This is a genomic window from Devosia sp. (genome assembly GCF_017744655.1).
Taxonomy (GTDB): Bacteria; Pseudomonadota; Alphaproteobacteria; order Rhizobiales; family Devosiaceae; genus Devosia.
The window spans coordinates 1-19,719 of sequence record NZ_JAGIAW010000009.1; the positions used below are offsets into that span (position 1 = coordinate 1).

General features: G+C 62.0%; 17 protein-coding genes. 8 read left to right on the top strand and 9 right to left on the bottom strand.

Annotated features, from left to right (window positions below; translation table 11 throughout):
• Positions 1 to 275: 275 nt before the first annotated feature.
• Positions 276 to 962 (bottom strand): hypothetical protein, encoded by a 687-nt coding sequence (locus J7557_RS16360; RefSeq protein ID WP_291421114.1) that lies wholly within the window; start codon positions 960 to 962, stop codon positions 276 to 278.
• Positions 963 to 1,011: 49 nt separating this feature from the next.
• Positions 1,012 to 2,979, bottom strand: coding sequence for a primary-amine oxidase (locus J7557_RS16365; RefSeq protein ID WP_291421115.1), 1,968 nt, complete (start codon positions 2,977 to 2,979; stop codon positions 1,012 to 1,014).
• Positions 2,980 to 3,314: 335 nt separating this feature from the next.
• On the opposite strand from J7557_RS16365, the gene J7557_RS16370 reads away from it, so the two are divergent.
• The gene (locus J7557_RS16370) at positions 3,315 to 4,121 is read left to right on the top strand and encodes an AraC family transcriptional regulator (protein WP_291421116.1); all 807 of its coding nucleotides are present in this window, start codon (positions 3,315 to 3,317) and stop codon (positions 4,119 to 4,121) included.
• A gap of 73 nt (positions 4,122 to 4,194) precedes the next feature.
• The gene (locus J7557_RS16375; protein WP_291421117.1) at positions 4,195 to 5,898 is read left to right on the top strand and encodes a GMC family oxidoreductase; all 1,704 of its coding nucleotides are present in this window, start codon (positions 4,195 to 4,197) and stop codon (positions 5,896 to 5,898) included.
• Positions 5,899 to 5,937: 39 nt separating this feature from the next.
• Here the strand turns inward: J7557_RS16375 and J7557_RS16380 are convergent, their stop codons facing one another.
• From J7557_RS16380 to J7557_RS16390, 3 genes are all read right to left on the bottom strand, one after another.
• Positions 5,938 to 6,810 (bottom strand): carbohydrate ABC transporter permease, encoded by an 873-nt coding sequence (locus J7557_RS16380; RefSeq protein WP_291421118.1) that lies wholly within the window; start codon positions 6,808 to 6,810, stop codon positions 5,938 to 5,940.
• A gap of 12 nt (positions 6,811 to 6,822) precedes the next feature.
• A complete protein-coding gene (locus J7557_RS16385) occupies positions 6,823 to 7,710 on the bottom strand; it encodes a carbohydrate ABC transporter permease (protein ID WP_291421119.1) in 888 nt (295 codons plus the stop codon).
• A gap of 84 nt (positions 7,711 to 7,794) precedes the next feature.
• The gene (locus J7557_RS16390) at positions 7,795 to 9,063 is read right to left on the bottom strand and encodes an ABC transporter substrate-binding protein (protein WP_291421120.1); all 1,269 of its coding nucleotides are present in this window, start codon (positions 9,061 to 9,063) and stop codon (positions 7,795 to 7,797) included.
• Positions 9,064 to 9,245: 182 nt separating this feature from the next.
• Between J7557_RS16390 and J7557_RS16395 the strand changes: the two genes are divergently transcribed.
• The 6 genes from J7557_RS16395 to J7557_RS16420 are packed head-to-tail and all read left to right on the top strand — an operon-like array spanning position 9,246 to position 14,837.
• Positions 9,246 to 10,271: a Gfo/Idh/MocA family oxidoreductase gene (locus J7557_RS16395; RefSeq protein WP_291421121.1), complete on the top strand. Its 1,026-nt coding sequence runs from the start codon at positions 9,246 to 9,248 to the stop codon at positions 10,269 to 10,271.
• A 4-nt stretch (positions 10,272 to 10,275) separates the two neighbouring features.
• Complete coding sequence (locus J7557_RS16400) at positions 10,276 to 11,049, top strand: GntR family transcriptional regulator (protein WP_291421122.1); 774 nt, start codon at positions 10,276 to 10,278, stop codon at positions 11,047 to 11,049.
• A gap of 51 nt (positions 11,050 to 11,100) precedes the next feature.
• The gene (locus J7557_RS16405) at positions 11,101 to 12,105 is read left to right on the top strand and encodes a hypothetical protein (protein WP_291421123.1); all 1,005 of its coding nucleotides are present in this window, start codon (positions 11,101 to 11,103) and stop codon (positions 12,103 to 12,105) included.
• 2 nt (positions 12,106 to 12,107) lie between these two features.
• Positions 12,108 to 13,004 (top strand): N-acetylglucosamine kinase, encoded by an 897-nt coding sequence (locus J7557_RS16410; protein WP_291421124.1) that lies wholly within the window; start codon positions 12,108 to 12,110, stop codon positions 13,002 to 13,004.
• 10 nt (positions 13,005 to 13,014) lie between these two features.
• Positions 13,015 to 14,016 carry an ABC transporter ATP-binding protein gene (locus J7557_RS16415; protein WP_291421125.1) on the top strand — a complete coding sequence of 334 codons (1,002 nt, stop codon included), beginning with the start codon at positions 13,015 to 13,017 and terminating at the stop codon, positions 14,014 to 14,016.
• Between the two features lie 14 nt (positions 14,017 to 14,030).
• Positions 14,031 to 14,837, top strand: coding sequence for an AraC family transcriptional regulator (locus J7557_RS16420; protein WP_291421126.1), 807 nt, complete (start codon positions 14,031 to 14,033; stop codon positions 14,835 to 14,837).
• 54 nt (positions 14,838 to 14,891) lie between these two features.
• Here J7557_RS16420 and J7557_RS16425 read toward each other — a convergent pair whose 3' ends face one another.
• The 4 genes from J7557_RS16425 to J7557_RS16440 all read right to left on the bottom strand — a co-directional run bounded on the left by J7557_RS16425 (position 14,892) and on the right by J7557_RS16440 (position 19,623).
• Positions 14,892 to 16,256, bottom strand: coding sequence for an NAD-dependent succinate-semialdehyde dehydrogenase (locus J7557_RS16425; RefSeq protein WP_291421127.1), 1,365 nt, complete (start codon positions 16,254 to 16,256; stop codon positions 14,892 to 14,894).
• A 139-nt stretch (positions 16,257 to 16,395) separates the two neighbouring features.
• Complete coding sequence (locus tag J7557_RS16430; protein ID WP_291421128.1) at positions 16,396 to 17,274, bottom strand: carbohydrate ABC transporter permease; 879 nt, start codon at positions 17,272 to 17,274, stop codon at positions 16,396 to 16,398.
• Positions 17,275 to 18,195 (bottom strand): carbohydrate ABC transporter permease, encoded by a 921-nt coding sequence (locus J7557_RS16435; RefSeq protein ID WP_291421129.1) that lies wholly within the window; start codon positions 18,193 to 18,195, stop codon positions 17,275 to 17,277.
• 102 nt (positions 18,196 to 18,297) lie between these two features.
• Positions 18,298 to 19,623: a sugar ABC transporter substrate-binding protein gene (locus tag J7557_RS16440; RefSeq protein ID WP_291421130.1), complete on the bottom strand. Its 1,326-nt coding sequence runs from the start codon at positions 19,621 to 19,623 to the stop codon at positions 18,298 to 18,300.
• Positions 19,624 to 19,719: the final 96 nt, after the last annotated feature.

A 19,719-nucleotide genomic window follows, 5' to 3' on the forward strand; every position in this document is an offset into this window, starting at 1 on the left:
ACGCCATGTCGATCACTCCATAGCCCCCGCTGAAAACAGCCAGGGCACGGTTGGAACATGGGTCAAATCTCGATGGAAATAGTCCCGCCTAGCGGGTCACTTCTCAGTGGCAATCAACAGTGAGAAGTTTCTGCACGTTTTTCCTCCTTTGATGGGATAGACGGCTCCGTTGGTAAGTCACACCCTCCCGCGCCTCACTGGAGTCCCTCCGTCATGGAGCGATCCTTGCGCATGCATTTTGCTCCCACCAGACGTCCGGGCCACCTGTGGGCCGATTATCGGACGATCGGTAAAACCTGGATAAGAGCGCGCCGATAGCGAAGGATGGGCCAATATTCGCCTGCCAGCATCAGAAGACTCAGCAGCGCCATGGCGCCCAAATTCATTGATCCCAGAGCCAGTTGAGCCGAGATCATGGCGAAGAAAGCAGGCATGTGCCGCCGCGCATGATTGACGCCGCAAAGTGCCGGGCCCTGCTGCCGAAATGTCCCGGAGCGATACCGCCGCCATGTCAGGACTATCAGGCCGAAACCCAATAACAGCACGGAAACAAGCGGATGGTTCGGCGCCAAGCCAGCGCTAACAAAACCAAGAGATTCAAGGGTCCATTCGATCCCGGCTGCCACCAGAAGCAGTGGTAGGACTATGCCGAAATAGCCCAGTGCATAGCAGAGTGCGGCAGTGAAAAAGCCAAAGCTCTCTCGCCAGTGCCAGCCGCTGGAGAGGAGTGCCATCACGATGCAGGGCACCATCATGGCGACGCCCATGGTGCACCACATGGCACCAAGGCCCAGCAGGCGTTCGAAGGTCCATGGCGCGACATAGGCAAAAACGCCGTTCTCGCCACACAGCTCGATGAGCCCGGCCATGCCCGGATTGGCCAGGGACAACCAGGCAAAGGCCGTCGCGAGCCCTGACACGACGAGCACCAGCCAGCTTTTGGGATGTCGATAGACCGGCATGGTCGTGGCCCCATGAAAGCAAAGGCCGGGTTGCCCCGGCCTTCAGGGTTCAGCAGTGGCAGGCCGGTTCGCCCAGGGCGAGAACGCTCGCCTTGTTGGTTTCGCGCGGCAGGTCGTTGGACGGGTTCAGGTTGAAGAAGCCCGAAGGCATCAGGCTGAAGCCGCAGGAAATGCAGGGCTGCACCGGAAAATCCTCCGGCCGCACCACGTGATGGAGGCCAAAGCAGTGCCAGACGACAATGTCGGTATTCTCGACATTGCGGTTCTGCTTGACCACTTCGGCGAGGCCATCGCTGCCATCCGAATTGCAGACATATTCGCCTGCCGGGTAGCGCTCGTTTTCATTGTAGGGCGTCACCCAGAGGTGATTGCGAATGAAGTTCGAGCGGATACCGGAAGGGCCGGCCTCGTTGGTCATCGGCGTTACGCAGTCGGGCGCATGAAGACGATAGCCGACCGGCTTGCCCAAGGCGTTGAGCTTGTTGGGATTGACGATCTTCCAGGTGCGGTGCGTGTCGAGATTGGCCTTGCGGCCGGCTTCGAGCTCGGTCTTGAGCGTGGTTTCCTCGGCATAAAAACCGTTGCCGAAGCGATTGGTCGGCCCCATGGGCTCAGCATAGCTATTGGCTTCGACAACGCTATTGCCACCGCCATCGAGGTTCATATCCATGCGCACGCAGAAAATGTGCTGGTGGATTGGCGCCGAAAGGCCCGGCGAGACTTCGGCGGCGAACTTGCCGGGCTCGCCGGGATCGCAGGCCATGGTGTCGACGATGCCGGTCGCCTTGACCTCGCATTCGATCTGGCCGGCCTGGTCGAAGTACCAGTATTGGCCATATTCGTAATTGCCCACGGTATTGATGCAGGAAATTACGAGGCGCCGCCCGCGCCGCACTTCGGTGCGATCCACGCGGAAATCCCAATGCTTCCAGAGGACGCCGGTATCTTCCTCGTGGATGCAGATGCCTTTTTCGATGGTGATGACGCCGCCATCGAGCCCGCAGAAATGCGAGTCGAGATAGTGGATGGCGCCGAGGCAATCGCAGCCGAGCTTCAGCGAATGGTTGAACTTGCCAAAACCATACTCGCCGATATCAAAAATGTTCTTGCGATAGTGCCCGCGTTCCGGCGAGCCATAGGGCACGACCAGTTCGCCCAGCGCCATGCGGCGCACGATGGGACGGCCATCGTAGCGCACGTCGTGCAGAATAATGCCGTCGCGCGGCGAATAGCCGATGCCGAGGGTCCACTTGTCCCAGGCGATGGCATGGCCATCCATGGTGAAACTCGTGCCCTCGGGCTGCACCACATTGAGCGGCTTCATCGGTGCACGGGTAGGCATGAAATCGGGATCATAGGGCACATCGATCATCGGGATCGGTGGGCCACCGTGATCGTCGATGCGCAGGATTTCACCGGTCTTGACGTCGATGGCAACGTTCAGGCCATCGATGGGATGGGCGTAAAAATTCTCGTTTTCATAAAGGCGCAGCCAGCAATGGACGTAGGAGACCATGTGCCCCTCTTCGCCCGCATCGCCAAAATTTCCGCCTGACCAGCTGTCGACGCAAACCCCGGTCATGTCAGTGATACCGCGCTTGCGGCAGGCCTCGATGAAATTGGGATCAGCTTTCACCTTGCGTTCGACATCGAGCAATTGCTCGACCTGGAAGGCGGAGTGCGAGGTAGGGAAATGGCGGCGGAAGCTGATGGCGTTGCTGTCGAGCGCGACGAAAACCATCCAGACGCCGGGGCGATCGAGATGGGAAATATTGAGCCGCGCTTCGCGGCGGAAGGCTTTTCCGGCAAGATGATCGCGCCATTCCTGGGGGCTGGGTTCGCGCAGATCGATATTGCCGAACAGAGCCCCCGGGCCCAGATCAGCATCGGCCTTGATGGCGTTTGCGGCAGAATTGATCTCAGCGGCGCTTAGCGGCGCCAGCGCCTGCAGATAGCTCGGGGGCGGGGGAGCAGCCTGTCCCTGCGGCTGGGATGCCGCTGCATGCACGTGGTTCATCGTCCTCTCCTTGAAGTCTCATCGTCGCATTCCCCCGGGCCTGCCGAAGGACTGCTTCTGGCCTCCATAGTCACCGCCGGATCGACCGGCTTCCAGCGGTCGGAGGGCGTTTCGGGCCAAAGATCGGACGCTGAGTTAACTCCGATGGAGCGGCTTCACAGAACGCAGCACAGCAATTTCCTCTTTATCACCAATTGGTTACAACGAAGACTAATGACGACACGACTCCTTGATGCCAAAGGCCGATTTATTGACCGCCTCATAACCGTCTGCTGAACTATGACGGTTCGCTGACATCAAAACAGCACCGTAGAAACGTCATTTGGGAGGAAACGATGACGGGAATTCTGGGCGCTTACCGGGGGGAGTTTGGCAGGGTCACCTATCTCGACATAACGCGACCGATCGCGACCCATGCCCACCCCCATATCCATATGCTGTTCAAGGTTTCCGGTGCCGATCGCAGCATGCAGGTCGAAAACCGCGCCATCGAGCTTCATCGTAGCAACTGGATCTTGGTCAATCCCTGGCAGCGACATTTCGACATTCCCGAGGAGTGCCAGGCACCCACCCAGATGCTGGCGCTCTATATCGAAAAAGACTGGTGCCGGCAGCGCATGGACTGGCCAGCCTTTGCCGGCAGCGATTGTGCCATCACCGCTGGCATGCGTATCCGGGTCGACCTTCTGGCGCGCATGCTTGGCAAAGGCGCAAATGTCGACGGAGACTGGGTCGAACAGATGGTTTCATCCATCATGTGCGAGGCGGCACGGTTGGCGCTGGAAGATACCTCTGAGCGCGCTGCGATGGATTTTCGCATCCGCAGGGCCCTTGCCGCCCTGCGCGTCCGCACCAAGGGCGGTCCCGATTTTGAGGCGGTGGCGCGCAGCGTCGGCATGTCGCGCTCGCGCTTTTTCGAGCAGTTCCGCAATTCCATTGGCATAGCGCCGAATATGTATGTCGATGCCCTGCTCATCGAGCGCGCCATCTCGCTTCTCGGTGAGGACAAGCCGATCGACGACATCGCCGAAACCCTGAGCTTTTCAGCGCAATCGAGTTTTACGCGGTTCTTCAAGGAGCGGGTTGGCTTCCCGCCCAGTTCCCTGCGCCAGGCGCCGCAATTCTCCCAGATCGTTCAATAATTGTCGGACGCTGGGTTAAGCGCTCTTGCCCGGTGCGGGTCTAGTCTCTGCGCGCATCGGCAAGGAGGCAGCGATGACTATGGACGGCACCGCGGATTATCTCATCATCGGCGGCGGCTCTGCCGGCTGCGTTCTGGCAGCCCGGCTCAGCGAGAATCCCGGCACAAGGGTGGTTTTGATCGAGGCGGGCAATGACCTCACCCGCGCCTCCATGGCCCCGCATGTGCGCAGCCGCTATCCCGGCCGCGCCTATCTCGATACCGGCAATATCTGGCCGGATCTGAGAGCCTATTTCGGTAGCACCGCCAACCGCCAGCTACGTCGCTATGAGCAGGGCAGGCTGCTGGGGGGCGGCTCGTCGGTCAATGCCATGGTCGCCAATCGCGGCGCACCCGCCGATTATGACGAATGGGTCGAAGCCGGTGCGCCCGGCTGGTCCTTCGAAGAGGTGTTGCCCTATTTCCGCAAGCTCGAGCGTGATGCCGATTTTTCCGGCCCCTATCACGGCAAGGACGGGCCCCTGCCGATTCATCGCATTTCAAAAGAGCGCATGTCGCCCTATGTGCGCGCGCTCTCCGATGTCTTTGCCAAGCAGGGTCACAAAACCCAGCAAGATCAGAACGGTCCCTGGGAAGACGGCGTCTATGTCGGTGCAATTGCCGTCACCGACGATGGCCAACGCGCGCCAACATCGGTCGTCTACCTCACGCCCGAAGTCCGCGCCCGGCCCAATCTGACTGTGCTTACCGGCCACATTGCCGAGCGCCTGCTGCTCGACGGCAAGCGCGTCATCGGTGCCGAAATTTCCCCCACCTCGGGCGGTGCCACCCATCGCATGCTGGCCGAAAATGTGGTGGTGTCGAGCGGGGCCATCCACACGCCGACGCTGCTGATGCGCAGCGGCATCGGGCCAGCGGCGCAGCTCCGCCAGCAGGGTATTGCCGTTGTTGCCGATCTCCAGGGCGTCGGCCAAAACTTGATGGAGCACGCCTCCACAGCCGTCAGCACCTATCTGCCCGCCGCCATGCGTCTTGGCGATCTCGACGAGCACCACGACCACGCCATCCTGCGCTTTACCTCCGACCTACCGGACGCACCGCAAGGCGACATGCACGCCGCCATGATCGCGCGCTCTGCCTGGCACTCCATCGGCCAGCGCATCGGCACGCTTTTCATATGGCTCAACAAGCCTTTTTCGCGTGGTCAATTGACACTCACTAGCCCCGATCCACGCGCCGAGCCACTGGTCGATTTCGCCATGCTCTCCGATCCGCGCGACCTGCCACGCCTGCGCTATGGTTTTACCGTCGGCGCCCTGGGACTTCTAGGCCTGATGCAGGAAGGCAAGGCCGGCCCGGTCTTTCCCACGAGCTACTCGGCGCGCGTCGCGGCCGTCGCGGCGCCCGGCCTTTTCAACACGCTGCAGCGTGGCGCCTTCTCAACCATGCTCGACATGGCCGGCCCTATGCGACCCTGGCTCGTGCGCAATGTTGTCACTTTGGGTCTCGATCTTGAAAAGATGCTCAATGATCGCGATGCGCTCGACGATTTCATCCGCGCTTCGGTCGGTGGAGTCTGGCACGCTTCTGGCACCTGCCGCATGGGCCGGGCAGACGACCCCAAGGCCGTAACCGATGCGTCGGGGCGAGTTCACGGCATCGAGGGGCTACGCATTTGCGATGCTTCGCTCATGCCCTCCATCCCGCGTGCCAATACCAATGTGCCCACTATCATGATGGCCGAACGCATCTCCGATCTCATCAAGCAGGGGCACTGAGTCCAAGGGATGGGCACCCAAGCGCCCATCCCTTCCGCCTTACTTGCTATAGCCCTGGCTGAGCCCGCTGATGAACTGACGCGAAAACACGGTGAACAGCAGCACCAAGGGCATGGCGCCCAGTGTCAGGGCGGCGAGCAAGGCGGGATAGTCGTTGAGGAACTGCCCGACGAATTGCTGCACGCCCAGTGTCACAGTCTGATTGGCCTTGCCCGGCGCGAGGATCAGCGGGAACCACAAATCGTTCCAGATCGGCAGCATGGTCACGGTTGCCACCGCCGCCAGTCCCGGCCGTACCAGCGGCAAGGCGATGAGGAAGGTCTGCCATTCATTGGCCCCGTCCATACGCGCCGCTTCTTTGAGCTCGGTCGGCACGGTGCGGAAATAGGTCATCATTAGGGTGACGGCGAGCGGAATGCTCATGGCCGTGTAGACAAGGATCAGCGCCAAGAGCGTATCCATGATGCCCCATGCCACCATGATCTTGATGATGGGAATGGTGCCGAGGCGGATCGGCAGCATGACGCCGATGAGAAAAAGTCCGGTGAGAATGGGCACGAGCGCCGTGAGCCGATATTCGACCAGCGCGTAAGCGGCCAGGGTCGAGAGCAGGACCGTAAGCACGACGGCCGAAACGGTGACGATGAGGCTATTGCTGTAATTGGCGATGAAATTGCCGCGGGTGAAGACGCGCACATAGCCATCGAGGCTGAAGGTTTCTGCTGTCGGCAGGGAAAAGGGCCCGCCGAAAATTGCCGGCGTCGTCTTCAGTGAGTTGATGATCACGACGAAGATCGGCCCAAGCGCCAGGACGACGAAACCAAGCAGGATGACGTGAACAAGGACACGCTCGGCGGTCCAACGCCGGTCGTCGGCGACGGGTTTTGGCTTGTAGCCGGCAAGGCTGGTCATATCTGTGCCTTTCTAGACGGTATGGGCACGGAGCCGCCGCTGCACCAGCCAGAAATAGAGCGCGGTGACGAGCAGCATGATGGTGAAGATGACGGTGGCGACAGTAGCGCCGAGATCGAGGTCGGCCACCTGTCCCGAAGACCCGAAAAAGGTCCGATAGAAATAGGTGCCCAGAATATCGGTCGAATAATTCGGCCCCGGCGCCGAACCGTTGAGCGCAAAGACCAGATCGAAGCCGTTAAAAGTCCAGATGAAGGTCAGGATCACGATCAGCCCGAATTGCGGCACGATCAGCGGGAACTTGATGTCCCAGAACGTGCGCCAGGGGCTCGCGCCATCGAGCCGCGAGGCTTCGACGAGATCGTTCGGCACCGCGAGCAGCGCGCTATAGAGGAAGATCATGGGGATGCCGACATATTGCCAGACGCCCATGAGCGAAATGGTTGGCAGCGCAGTCATCTGATTGCCGAGGAGCGGAAAACCGACGACACCCCAGAGCGGGTTGATGATCAACCGCCAGATGAAGCCGACGATGACGACCGAAAGCGTCGCGGGAATGAACAGGATGGTGCGATAGACGCCCTCGCTGCGGCGGAGCGCCCCCGAGGTCAAAAGCGCCGCCATCAAAAGACCGATGGGGACCTCCACCAGCACGTGGATGGCGAAATATTTGATATTATTGACCAGCGCATTCCAGAAGCGGGCGCTGACCACCGGCTCGGTGAAGAGATAGATGTAGTTCTCAAAGCCGACGAAAACGCTACCCAGCGTCCGATCGGCGTTGAAAAAACTCATCACCACCGAAGAGACCAGCGGCGCCACTGCGAACATGACATAGATGGCCAGGGCCGGCAGGACGAAGAGCAGGAGGCTCCAGCGAGCCGTTGCGGGGCGGGTCACGTGCGTGGTCCTTTGGTCGGTCTATTCAATAAAGTTTTGGAACCGGGCAGCGGGGAGGCCGCCCGATTCCGTCCCAGGGAGGGATCAGTTGCCCTTTTGCGGACCGTACCAGGATTCGAGACCGGCCTGGAGCTCCTGCGTCGCCTGTTCGGCCGTGGTGTCGGTGGTCATCATTAGCTGCAACAGCCGCCAGATTTCGTCGTCAAGCGGCGGCGTGCCGGCGCTGAGCCGATCGAGGGCGAGGCGCGGGGTCAGCGAGGCGCCGGTCTTGAGGTCGGCGAAGTTCTGCGCCAAGGCATTGTCATAGGTGACGGCCTGGTTGCTCATGGCGAAGAAGCCCGGAGCGGTGTTGACATAGATCTGCTGGAATTCTGGGCCCGCAACCCAATCGAGGAAGGTGCGGGCCGCCTCCTGGTTGGGGCTCGCCGCGTTGATGCCGATCGCCATATCGGGCATTTCCTGCAAGTAGCGCTGACCACCTGCTTCCACGGCCGGCGGACCGAAGACGCCGACATTGAGACCCGTTGAGGTTACCTGCTTGATGTTCCACGATCCATCGGGAAGGATGGCGGCGCGCCCGAGGGTGAAGAGCTGCGTCATGTCGGGATAGGCCAGCGCTTCCTGCCCCGGCGGCAGGAATGGACGCCAGGCGGCAAAAGCCTTGAAGGCCTCCACGAATTCCGGATCGGTAAGCTTCTTGGTGCCGTCGATCAGGCCAAGGCGACCCTCTTCGCCTTTCCAATAGGCCGGACCAACGCTGTAGAGCCCGTTATAGGCAAGCTGCCAGGAATCCGCCGAGCCCATGGCGAGCGGAGTGTATTTGCCGCTATCCTGAATGGCCTGCAGCACGGCGATGAATTCGGCCGTGGTGGTCGGCGGGGTCAGGCCCAGCTCGTTGAAAATATCGACATTGTAGTAGAAGCCGGCGAGCACGGCGGCGACAGGCACGCAATAGGTGTGCCCCTCGAAGGTCCAGGCGGCCTTAGCCGTATCGGTGAAATTGGCCATGCCGGCCAGCCCATCGAGCTCGGAGAAATAGCCGCGGCCGATCCATTCATTGTTCACATCGAACGGACGGCAGGTGATGAGGTCAGGACCCGTGCCACCTTCGATCTGCGACTGAATAGCGGCGTTGTATTCATTGGTATTGATCGGCGCGAATTCGACATTGATGTCGGGATGCGTAGCCTCGAAGGCCGGCAGCACCTGATCCTGCCACACAGCAAGGTCCTCGGTCCGCCAGCTGCCGAGCGTAAGCGTAACGGATTGCGCCATGACTGCGCTGGTCATGGCAGCGAGCGAAACGCCCAACACCAGTGCACCCGTAGTGACGCCGATGGATATGCGACGCATGTCTTTTTCTCCCTTGTAATGCAGCGTGATCCGCGCCCCTCAGCGACAAATCCCGTGCTGTGACTGCGGACTGATACCTCATAATACCACTAGGTACAAGAGGTATAATTTTGTAGCAAATCACTGGTCTTTTGTTATTTGTGGTATTATGAGGTATTCAAACTTCACCAAGGGAGAGATCGATGATCGGTGTGGGCTTGCTGGGTTCGGGCTTCATTGCAGAATCCTATGCGGATGCGCTGCTGGATGTGCGGAATGCCGAGCTGGTGGCTTGCTTTTCCCGCAACAGCGCCCGTTCCGGTGATTTCGCCGCCAAGTGGAAGGTAGCCGCCCATCCCAGCATGGACGCGCTCTGCGCCGACCCCCGCGTCGATGTGGTGGTGATCGCCCTACCCAATGAGGTGCATCTGGAGGCCGTAGAAATCGCGGCGCGGCACAAGAAGGCGATCATCTGCACCAAGCCTCTGGCCCGCACCGAGGCTGAAGCGCAGAAGATCCTCGACATCGTCAACCGCGAAGGCGTGTGGCACGGCTATGCAGAAAGCTCGGTCTTTTCGCCCAATGTCGCCAAGGCCTATGAAATGGTCAAAGCCGGCGGCATAGGCAAATTGCTTACCATGCGCGCCCGCGAGGGGCATTCCGGCCCCCATGCGCCCCATTTCTGGGATGCAGAAACCGCCGGCGGCGGGGCTCTGCTCGATATGGGTTGCCACACGGTCGAGTCGGCCCGCCATTTCTTCGGCAAGGACAACAAGGTCGTCGAGGTCATGGCCTGGGGCGCCACCATGGCGCATCAGGACAAGACCACGGGCGAGGACACTGCCATCGCCCTCCTCAAGTTCGCCGGCGGGGAAATGGCCACGATCGAGTCGAGCTGGATCGAGCGCGGCGGCATGCAGCTGCGCCACGAACTGGTGGGTTCGGCCGGGCGCCTCGTCACCGATAGCTCGGTTGGCCCGGTCTGGGGCTTTATCGAAAATCCCGTTGGCTACACTGTCGAAAAGGCCGATGCCGAGACGGGCTGGGTCTATCCCGTACCTGAAGAAACCCGTGCCTATGGCTTTTCCCAGCAGATGCGGCATTTCATCGATCACTTCGTTGCGGGGAAAGCGCCGTCCGAAACTTTTGAGGATGGCGTGGTGGTCAACCGGATCATCGATGCGTGCTATCGCTCGATGAAATCGGGACAATGGGAAAAGGTGGCCTAGGGAAATGAGCGGGTTCGAGGGCGCGGCAACCATGCTGGACGCAGATTCGCCGGAGCCGCTATGGCGGCAGGCGGCTGAGGTCATCCGCAACCAGATCGCCAGCGGCAAGCTTGCTGCCGGCGGCCGGATTCCGGCCGAGCGAGACCTGCTTGAGCAGCTCTCGATCAGCCGCGTCACCCTGCGCCGCGCCCTGCAGAGCCTTGTCGAAGATGGCGTGCTGACATCCTCACATGGAAGAGGCTGGTATGTTTCGGCCGATGCGCCCCGCGAGTTCCCCAATACGCTCGAATCCTTCAGCGAAACCGCGGCGCGGCTGGGGCTGATTCCGTCCTCGGATCTGCTGCGCGCCGAAATCAGGCCGGCAACGCTGGATGAGGCGGAAATCCTCGGCATTGCGCCCGGCATCGCCCTTTTCCACCTCGATCGTATCCGCCGCCTTGATGGCGTGCCGGTCGCCGTCGACACCTCCTATTTCCCTGCCACCCTGCGCTCGGATTTTTCCGGCGTCGATTTCCGCGATTCCTCGCTTTTCCAGCTGCTGCTGGAAGCGGGTGTCGACCTCGCGCGCGGCGAGACCACCATCGAAGCCCGCGCCGCCGATGCGGAACTGGCGGGCTATCTCGGCATCGAGCCGGGCAAGCCGATCCTGGCCATGCTGCAGCTCATCGTCGATGCGACCGGCAAGCCGGTCCTTTCCTCCACAGTCCGCTATGTCGGCGACCGCTATCGCCTCAGGACCTCGTTTTCACGCTCACGCAAGGCTGGCAGCCGGAGCTGACCGGGCCTTGAGCTGCGCCCCGAGGCGGCGGACGCGGCAAGGAGACACAAATTGGTTGCAGGTTACATCAAGCTCGCCGAGGCCCGCGCCTCGCAGGCCGACCGGCTGGAAGAGGCTTTGCCTCTGCTTGCCGGCCAGATCGGCGCGGCTCAGCGCAGCGGCACGCTGAACGGTCCCGGCCCCATCTTTCTCGGCATCGGCGCAAGCTTTGCTGCGGCTGCGGCGGCCGTCTGGGTGCTGCGCGAGCGCGGCATTCATTCCTGGCGGCTCAATGCCGGTGAATATCCCCTGCCCTTTCCTGCCTCCGGCCATCCGCTGATCGGTGTGTCGCAGAGCGGCCGCAGTTCGGAAACACTGGCCGTTTTTCGTGACGTGCCCCAGGCGCAGCGCCTTGCCGTGCTCAATGTCGTGCCCTCGCCCATTGCCGAGATCGCCGCGACCACTTTCGCACTGGGCAATATTCCGGACAGTTATGCGTCCACCATCGGCTATACGGCGACGGTCGCGACGCTTGCCATGATTGCCGAGGCCTGGAATGGCGGCACGATCGATGGGAGGTGGTCCGCCCTGCCGCAGGCTTTCCGTGCCGTAGAGGCCGAGCTCGCCCGCCGTGGCACCGCGCTTGCTGGTCTTCTTGCCCATGCGGTCAGCGTGGACTATGCCGCTGCTGCCCCCTCCGTGGGTTCGGCGGAAGTTGGTTCGCTGCTGCTGCGCGAAATTGCCCGTATTTCCGCGAGCGGCTTTTCGACCAGGCAATATCTCCATGGCGCCATGGAATCCGCGGGGAAGACCGCTCATGTCCTGGTCGGCGCTGACCGCGAACTGGGTGCTGCGCATATGCTGGCCCGCGCTGGCCATGCCTGCCTGCTGATTACAACCCTCGACGTGCCCGAGGAAACCAATCTCGCCGTGCTGCGCCTGCCCGATCTGCCGCCGGCCCAGCGCAGCATTCTCGAGGCGCTCGTCATGCAGACGCTCGCCGTCGAAGCCGCTCATCTGCGCGGCATCGACCCCGACGCCTTCGTTTTCTTCCATACCGATACCAAGGTGGCCTGAGCATGAGCGACCTCATCGCCGCCCTCGATATCGGCGGCACCAAGACCACGCTGGTGATCGAAAACCTCGGCGGCCAGCGCTTGCTGGAAGTCACCGAGCCCAGCACCCAATGGGATGCAGAACCGCCCGAACCGGCCGCCGAATGGATTTCCGGACTTCTGACACGTCACTGCCCCACCGGCTCGCACATCGTTTCCCTCGCCTTCGGCGCTCAGGGGATCAATCGTGACGATGTCGGCGCCGCTCTCGCCGCCCAACTCGAGGCCCGTGGCTATCCCACCCGCGCTGTCAACGACGCTTCCCTGATCGTCGCCGCGGCGGGCTTCGAGCGCGGCATCGGCGTCATTTCAGGCACCGGCGCCATTGCCGTCGGCGCTGACGCCGAGGGCCGTTTCATGGCGGCCGGTGGCTGGGGCTGGGTTATTGGCGACGAAGGCGGCGGCGCAGCCCTCGTCCGCGAAGCGGTTCGCGCGGCGCTCTATGCCAATGATGGTGGCGAACCCGGCGACGGACTGCTAGGCGCGCTGATCAGGGATTTCGGCGTGGCCGATGCCGAACGCCTCACGCGCGTGGTCAATGACGAGCCCACAATGGACAATTGGGCGCCGCACGCCCCGGCGGTCTTTGCTGCCGCCGATGCTGGCTCACCCCTGGCACAGAAAGTCATTGCGGATGGCGCGCACGCGCTTGCTGCCCTCGTCGGTCAATTGCGCAATCGTGGCGCTGTAGGCCGCGATATCGTTGTCGCCGGCAGCGTCATCGTCAATCAGCCACGCCTGCTCGAAGCCTTCCGTGCCGCCGTGGGCGCCCTCGGCGGCTATTCCGTTCACGTTCTCACCGCACCGCCGGTCGAAGGCGCTGTGCTCCTGGCCCGCCGGGCCGCCGCTGCGCAACATTAGGAGCCCCGCCATGTCCGACCTCAAGATCACCAATCTCTATAAGAGCTACCAAAACACCCATGTGCTGCACGACATCAACCTGACGATCAATTCGGGAGAATTCGTCGTCTTTGTCGGCCCCTCGGGCTGCGGCAAGTCCACGCTGCTGCGTTGCATTTCCGGACTCGAAACCATTTCGAGCGGCACGCTCGCCATTGGCGGCGAGGTGATGAACGACGTGACCGCCTCCAAGCGCGGCATCGCCATGGTGTTCCAGTCCTATGCGCTTTATCCGCATATGACTGTTTTCGACAACATGGCCTATGCGCTCAAACTCCAGCATCGCCCGAAGGAGGAAATCCGGGCCAAGGTGGAAGCCGCAGCCGCAAAACTGCAATTGACGCCCTATCTCGATCGCCACCCGCGCACCCTCTCGGGCGGCCAGCGCCAGCGCGTCGCCATCGGCCGCGCCATCGTGCGCGATCCCAAGGTTTTCCTCTTCGACGAACCGCTCAGCAATCTCGATGCGGCCCTGCGTGTCGCAACGCGTCTCGAAATCGCCCGGCTCAAGGAAAGCCTGCCCAATACGACGATGATCTACGTGACCCACGACCAGGTCGAAGCCATGACCCTGGCCGACCGCATCGTAGTGCTCAATGCCGGCCGGATCGAACAGGTCGGCACGCCCATGGAGCTTTACGAGACGCCACAATCGCTGTTCGTTGCCGGCTTCATCGGCAGCCCGAAGATGAATTTCCTAAGCGGCGCCGACGCAGCCTCCTTCGACGCCCATACAATCGGCGTGCGCGCCGAACATATGGAGATCGCGAACGACGGCATCTGGTCAGGCAAGGTGATCTATACGGAGAACCTGGGCTCGGACAGCTATGTCTATGTCGATATGGGCGGAGACGAACCGATTGTCCTGCGCCAGGCCGGCAAGACCAGCCATCCGGCAGGCGAAGTGCTGCGCTTCTCCCCGCTACCCGGAAGCTTCCATCGCTTCGACGCTTCCGGTAAACCAATGCACTAGGAGGAGGCACGGCGATGACGGGGATACTGGGCGCTTATTGCGGAAGTTTCGGTCGCACGACCCTGCTCGATATCCAGCGTCCCATCGCCTCGCATGCCCACCCCCATATGCACCTCTTGTTCAAGCTCTCCGGCGCCGACCGGGGCATGCTGGTGGATGACGAGGTGCATATACTGAGCGAGAACAGTTGCATCCTCGTCAATTCCTGGCAGCGGCACGAGGATGTGGAAGCGCTCTGCACCGCTCCCACCCTGGTTCTGGCGCTCTATATCGACCCTGTCTGGTACGCCGCGCACACCAACCACTCAGCCGACAGCGTCTTTTCCCGTCTCAGTTGCGATATCGGCCCGGCAGCGCGGCAGTCGGCAGCCCGCATTGCTGGTTGGCTAGTCCGTCCCCGCCGTCCGGCCGATGCCATGCTCGAGCGTGCCATTCTCACGATCATTGAAGACACGGTCGCCCGCGCCCATCTGGCGCCGCGTCAATCGAGCAGCGATTTCCGCATCCGCCGCGCGGCTCGGGCCCTGCGCGACGATATTCACGTGCGCCCCGACCTTGCGGCCCTCGCGCGGCAAGTCGGGCTGTCGCGTTCGCGCTTTTTCGATCAGTTCAAAAATGCCGTGGGCGTCGCCCCGGTCATGTATCTCGACGGGCTTCTGCTCGAGCGCGCCATCGATCTCCTCGTCGGCTCACAAGCGCCGCTCGACACCATTTCGCGCCAGCTGGGCTTTTCGGCGCCCTCAAGCTTTACCCGCTTCTTCCGCGAACGCGTGGGCTTCCCCCCGAGCACCTTGCGCGCCGCCAGCAGCCCGCAGCACTGAAACCGCAGCGGCCCCTACCCTAGATGGAAAGGAGCCGCTGGACGCTGTTTTCAATCAGGCCGGAAGGTTCCAGACCAGTTTGGGATTGGTCAGTTCGCGGGCGCCCAACGGCCCCAGCTCCCGGCCAAAACCCGAGCCCTTGACGCCGCCAAACGGGGCGCGGGGATCGGAGCGCACGAAGTCATTGACGAAGACGGCGCCGGCTTCAAGCTGACCGACAACGCGGCGGGCGCGATGCGGATCGCTGGTCCAGACTGCACCACCAAGGCCAAAATCTGTGGCATTGGCGCACTCCACAGCCTCAACTTCGCTCGTAAAGGGGAACATCAGCGCCACCGGCCCGAAAAACTCTTCCTGAGCAATGGCAGAATCGGGATCGACGCCGACGATCACCGTCGGCTCGAAGAAATTGCCCGGACCATCCTTGGGCTTGCCCCCGGTGATCACCCTGCCGCCGGCTGCCACGGCCTCGGCAATCTGCCGCTGCGTGGTTTCGACGAGGTCCGCCTTGGCCAGCGGCCCGAGCTTGGTCGCCGGGTCCATTGGATCGCCCATCGGCAAGGCCGAGGCCGTGCGCGCAAAAGCCTCGCAATATCTCTCGAAGATCGGCGCAGCGATCAGGAAGCGCTTGGCGGCGATGCAGCTCTGCGCATTGTTGGAAAAGCGCGACACGACGCCGATACTGACCGCCTTTTCGAAATCGGCGTCCTCGAAGACGATGAAGGGATCGGAACCGCCCAGTTCCAGCACAGCCTTCTTGCCGTGGGCGCCGGCGGCCTCGGCCACGGCGCGGCCCGCAGCCGTGCTGCCGGTGACAGTGACGGCACGGACGCGCGGGTCGGCAATGATGCCGGACACGGCATCGCGCCGCACCCGCAGATTGGTATAGAGCCCCGCCGGTCCACCGGCATCACGTACCAAATCCTCCAGCGCCTGGGCCGCCCCCTGCACGAGATCGGCATGCTTGACCAGCACCACATTGCCGGCGATCGCCGCCGGGATAAAGAAGCGCAGTACCTGCCAGAAAGGCAGGTTCCAGGGCATGACACCGAAGATCGGGCCGATCGGCTCATAGATAATCGTGCCCGCCGTGCCTTGAACGGGCTCATCGGCAAGATAGCGAGGGCCGGCCTCAGCAAAATGCCGAGCACCACTCGCCGCCTTGACCACTTCGGCCCGCGCCTCGCCAACCGGTTTGCCCATTTCACTGGTGATCAGTGCCGCATAGGTGTCGGCGCGCTGTTCCAAGAGGTCCGCCAGGCGAATGAGAAAGGCGGTGCGGTCTTCCATCGGCGTGACCGACCAGGCACGGTAGCCGGTCCAGGCCTGTTCCAGCAGCCGTTCCATATCTGCGTCGCCATGGGCGGAGAACTCGGCGCTGACCACGCCGGTCGCCGGATTGATGGATTTGAAAGACATGGCATTCCTCCCGATAGGCACTTGATTGCTCGATGAGAGGATTGCCCCGGCCGTATGCCTGGGACCAGTCTTTGCGCCCCTTTGAGGGGCAAAAAGCGGACGCTCGGTCAAGAGCATCCGCTTTCGCGAGGCGCAGGCGTCAAGCCTTGACGCTGCCCGTCGTCAGCCCGCCAAGCCAATAGCGCTGCATGAAGAGGAACAGAATGACCACGGGCACGATGGAAACCACGGCGCCGGTGAGGACGATGGAATAGAGGATGGCGCCGCCGGCCCCACCGCCGAGCTTGTACCATTGGGCAAGGCCGACGGTGACGGGCAGCGTATTGGACGAACTCAGCACCACCAGCGGCAGGAAGTAGTTGTTCCAGCTCCAAACGAAATTGAGCAGCACGACGGTAGAGAAACCCGGCGCCATCAGGCGGAAGGCAATGCTCCAGAAGATGCGAAATTCGCTGGCCCCATCGACGCGGGCAGCGTCGATCAACTCGCTGGGCACCGACTCGTCGATATAGGACTTCATCAGATAGACGCCGAAGGGCGACACCATGGACGGCAGGATGAAGGCCCAGGGCGTGTTGACGAGGCCCATCGAGGTCACGAGCAGAAAGAGCGGCACAACCAGCGCCGTCTGCGGGATCATCACCGCACCGAGCACGGTCGCGAAGATGGCCTTCTTGCCCCGGAACTCGTATTTCGAGAAAGCATAGGCAGCCCAGGTGGACAACAGCGCCGCACCCACCGCGATCGTCGTGGAATAGACGAAGCTGTTCCACAGCCAGGTGGAGAAGATGGAGTTCTGATAGGCGAAGACGAGCTGCAGATTGTCCCAGAGGGCAAAGCTATTGCCGAACCAGAAGCCGAAGGTGGTGAACAGGTCGGCATTGCTCTTGGTGGAGGAGAGCAGCACGTAAACGATCGGCGCGAAGCTATAGAGGATGAAGAGGACCATCAGCGCCGTCAGCATATTGCGGCTGACGCGGAAGGAGCGAGATGAACTGGTCTTGCCGACAATGGCCATTTATTTGCCCTCCCGCCGGGTGCTGACGAGCTGGAACACGTAGGAGACGACAGCCACCACGGCGCCGAGAACGAAGGAGATCGCGGCCGAGTAGTTGTAGTCCTGGTTCACGAAGGCCAGGTTGTAGGCGTAGATGTTCGGGGTATAGCTGCTGGTGATAACAGCCGGAGCCAGCGCTTCGAGCAGGTAGGGCTCGGCGAAAAGCTGCAGCGCGCCGATGGTGGCGAAGATCACCGTGACGAGAATGGTGCCGCGGATCAGCGGCAGTTTCACATAGATCACATATTGCCAAGCGCGCGCGCCCGACACGACCGCCGCTTCCTCGAAATCGGCCGGGATGGCCTGGAGGGCGGCAAAGTAGATGATCATGAAGTAGCCCACGTGCTCCCAGATCGAGATATTGGCGATGGCGTAGAGCATCGTCTGGGCATTGAAGAGATCGGGGCGCGGCAGGCCGAAATAGTCGGCGACCTGCGTCATGGGACCGAATGAGGGACCATAGAGATAGCCCCAGATCAGCGCCGCAATCACCGTCGGCACGGCATAGGGCAGGAAAAGGCCGAGGCGGAAGAAGGCCCGGGCCCAGAGCATTCCGCTATCGAGGATCAGCGCTAAGAGCAGCGCCGCGCCGAGCATGACCGGCAGCTGGAAAAGACCATAGCGCAGGAGCAGCAGCACGCCGTCCCAGAATTTCTGGTCGGTCAGCGCCTTGCCATAATTGTCGAGGCCGACAAAGCGTATCCCGCCCACCATGGTTTCGCGGAAGAAGGACAGCTGCAGCGCATAGAATAGCGGCACGACCAAGAAGACGATGAAAAGCGCCAGGAAGGGCGCGAGAAAGAAATAGGGCGCCAGTTTCTGCGCCCATTTGCTGGATCGCCGGCGGGCCGGCCGAAGCGGGCGAGCGGATATATCGGTCATCATTTCGTCCTTGGGCGGCAGAAAACTTCCGCAGGGCGCTGCGCTTGAAAGAGGTCGGGCGCGCCACGGGGAGGCGGCGCGCCCGGAGGTCCTGGGAGGACTTTAGGTGATAACGGTATAACCCTGCTCGCTGGCATAGGTGACCATGGCTTCCTGCGTGCGATCGAGCGCATCTGCGAGCGTGCCATTGCCGGCAACGGCGGCGCCGACATTTTCCTGCAGGGCGCTGGTGAACACGTCATGGAAGGGCGAGAACTGGTAGCCCGGGATGACGTGCTCGGCGGCTTCCGCGAAGACTTCGTTGACCGCCTGGCCGCCGTAGAACTCGGAGGGCGTGCCCATCAGATCCTTGTCGGCCAGCAGCTCCTTGCGCACGGGGAACAGGAACTGGTCGGTATTGTAGAGACGGGTCGCCTCGCCATCGGTGGCCATGAACGTTGCGAATAGCGCCGCTTCTTCCGGATGCGCCGTCGGCTTGATGACGCTGAAGGTCGAGCCACCCCAGTTGGAGGTGGCGAACTCGCCTTCCTTCCACTGCGGCAACTGGCCGGCGCGCCACTTGCCGACGCTCTGGTTGGCCACATTGGTGAGCTGCACCGGGCTCCAGGCCGCGGCGATCCAGCTTGCAATGGTGCCATTGTCGAAGGCGGTGAACCATTCCGGCGTCCAGTTGGGCGTCAGGTCGACGGCCTTGGCATCGAGCAGGTCCTGCCAATAGGCAGCCCAGGCCTTGGCCGGCTCATCGTTGATGCGGATGGTCATGTCGGTGCCATTGAGCGCGAAGGGCTTGTTACCCGCCTGCCAGAGCACGCCGATCATCCAGCCACCATTGTTGGCGCCGAAATTGGTGAGGAATTTGCCCGGATTGTCGACGGCATATTTTTTGGCGAGTTCAGCAAAGCCGGCCCAGGTGCCCGGAACTTCGGCGGCACCGGCAGCTTCGAACAGATCGGCGCGGTAGAGCAGACCCATCGGACCGGAATCCCATGGCATGGCATAGACGCCACCGGCAGCATCGCTCACCGATTCCCAGGACCAATCAACGAACTGATCCTTGACGTCATTAGCACCATAGGGCGTCAGGTCGAGGAGCGCATCGACGGCGCGGAACGAAGGCAAGCGCTGGAATTCGGCCTGGACCACGTCGGGAAACCCCGAGCCGGCGCGCAGGGCGGCACGCAGCTTGGTGTTCTGGTCTTCGCCGCCGATGCTTTCCAGCGTCACCTTGATATGGGGATATTTCTCCATGAACAGGGCCACCTGATTTTCGGTGCGCGGCGTCCACGCCCAGAAGGTCAGGTTGACGGTTTCCTGCGCTTGGGCAATGCCCGGCAGGCTGGCGAAAGCGGGCGTAGCAAGCCCGGCAGCAGCGGCTTTCAGAAAGCCGCGCCGGCCCAGGCGGAAATCGGGCTTAGTAAAATTGGTCATTCGGTCCTCCCCGAAAATGCATCCACTCGACCCCAGCGCGTTCGGGCGTCCCGCCCCTTTTTGACCGCGTGGGAACGACAGGCCGCGTTGACTGCG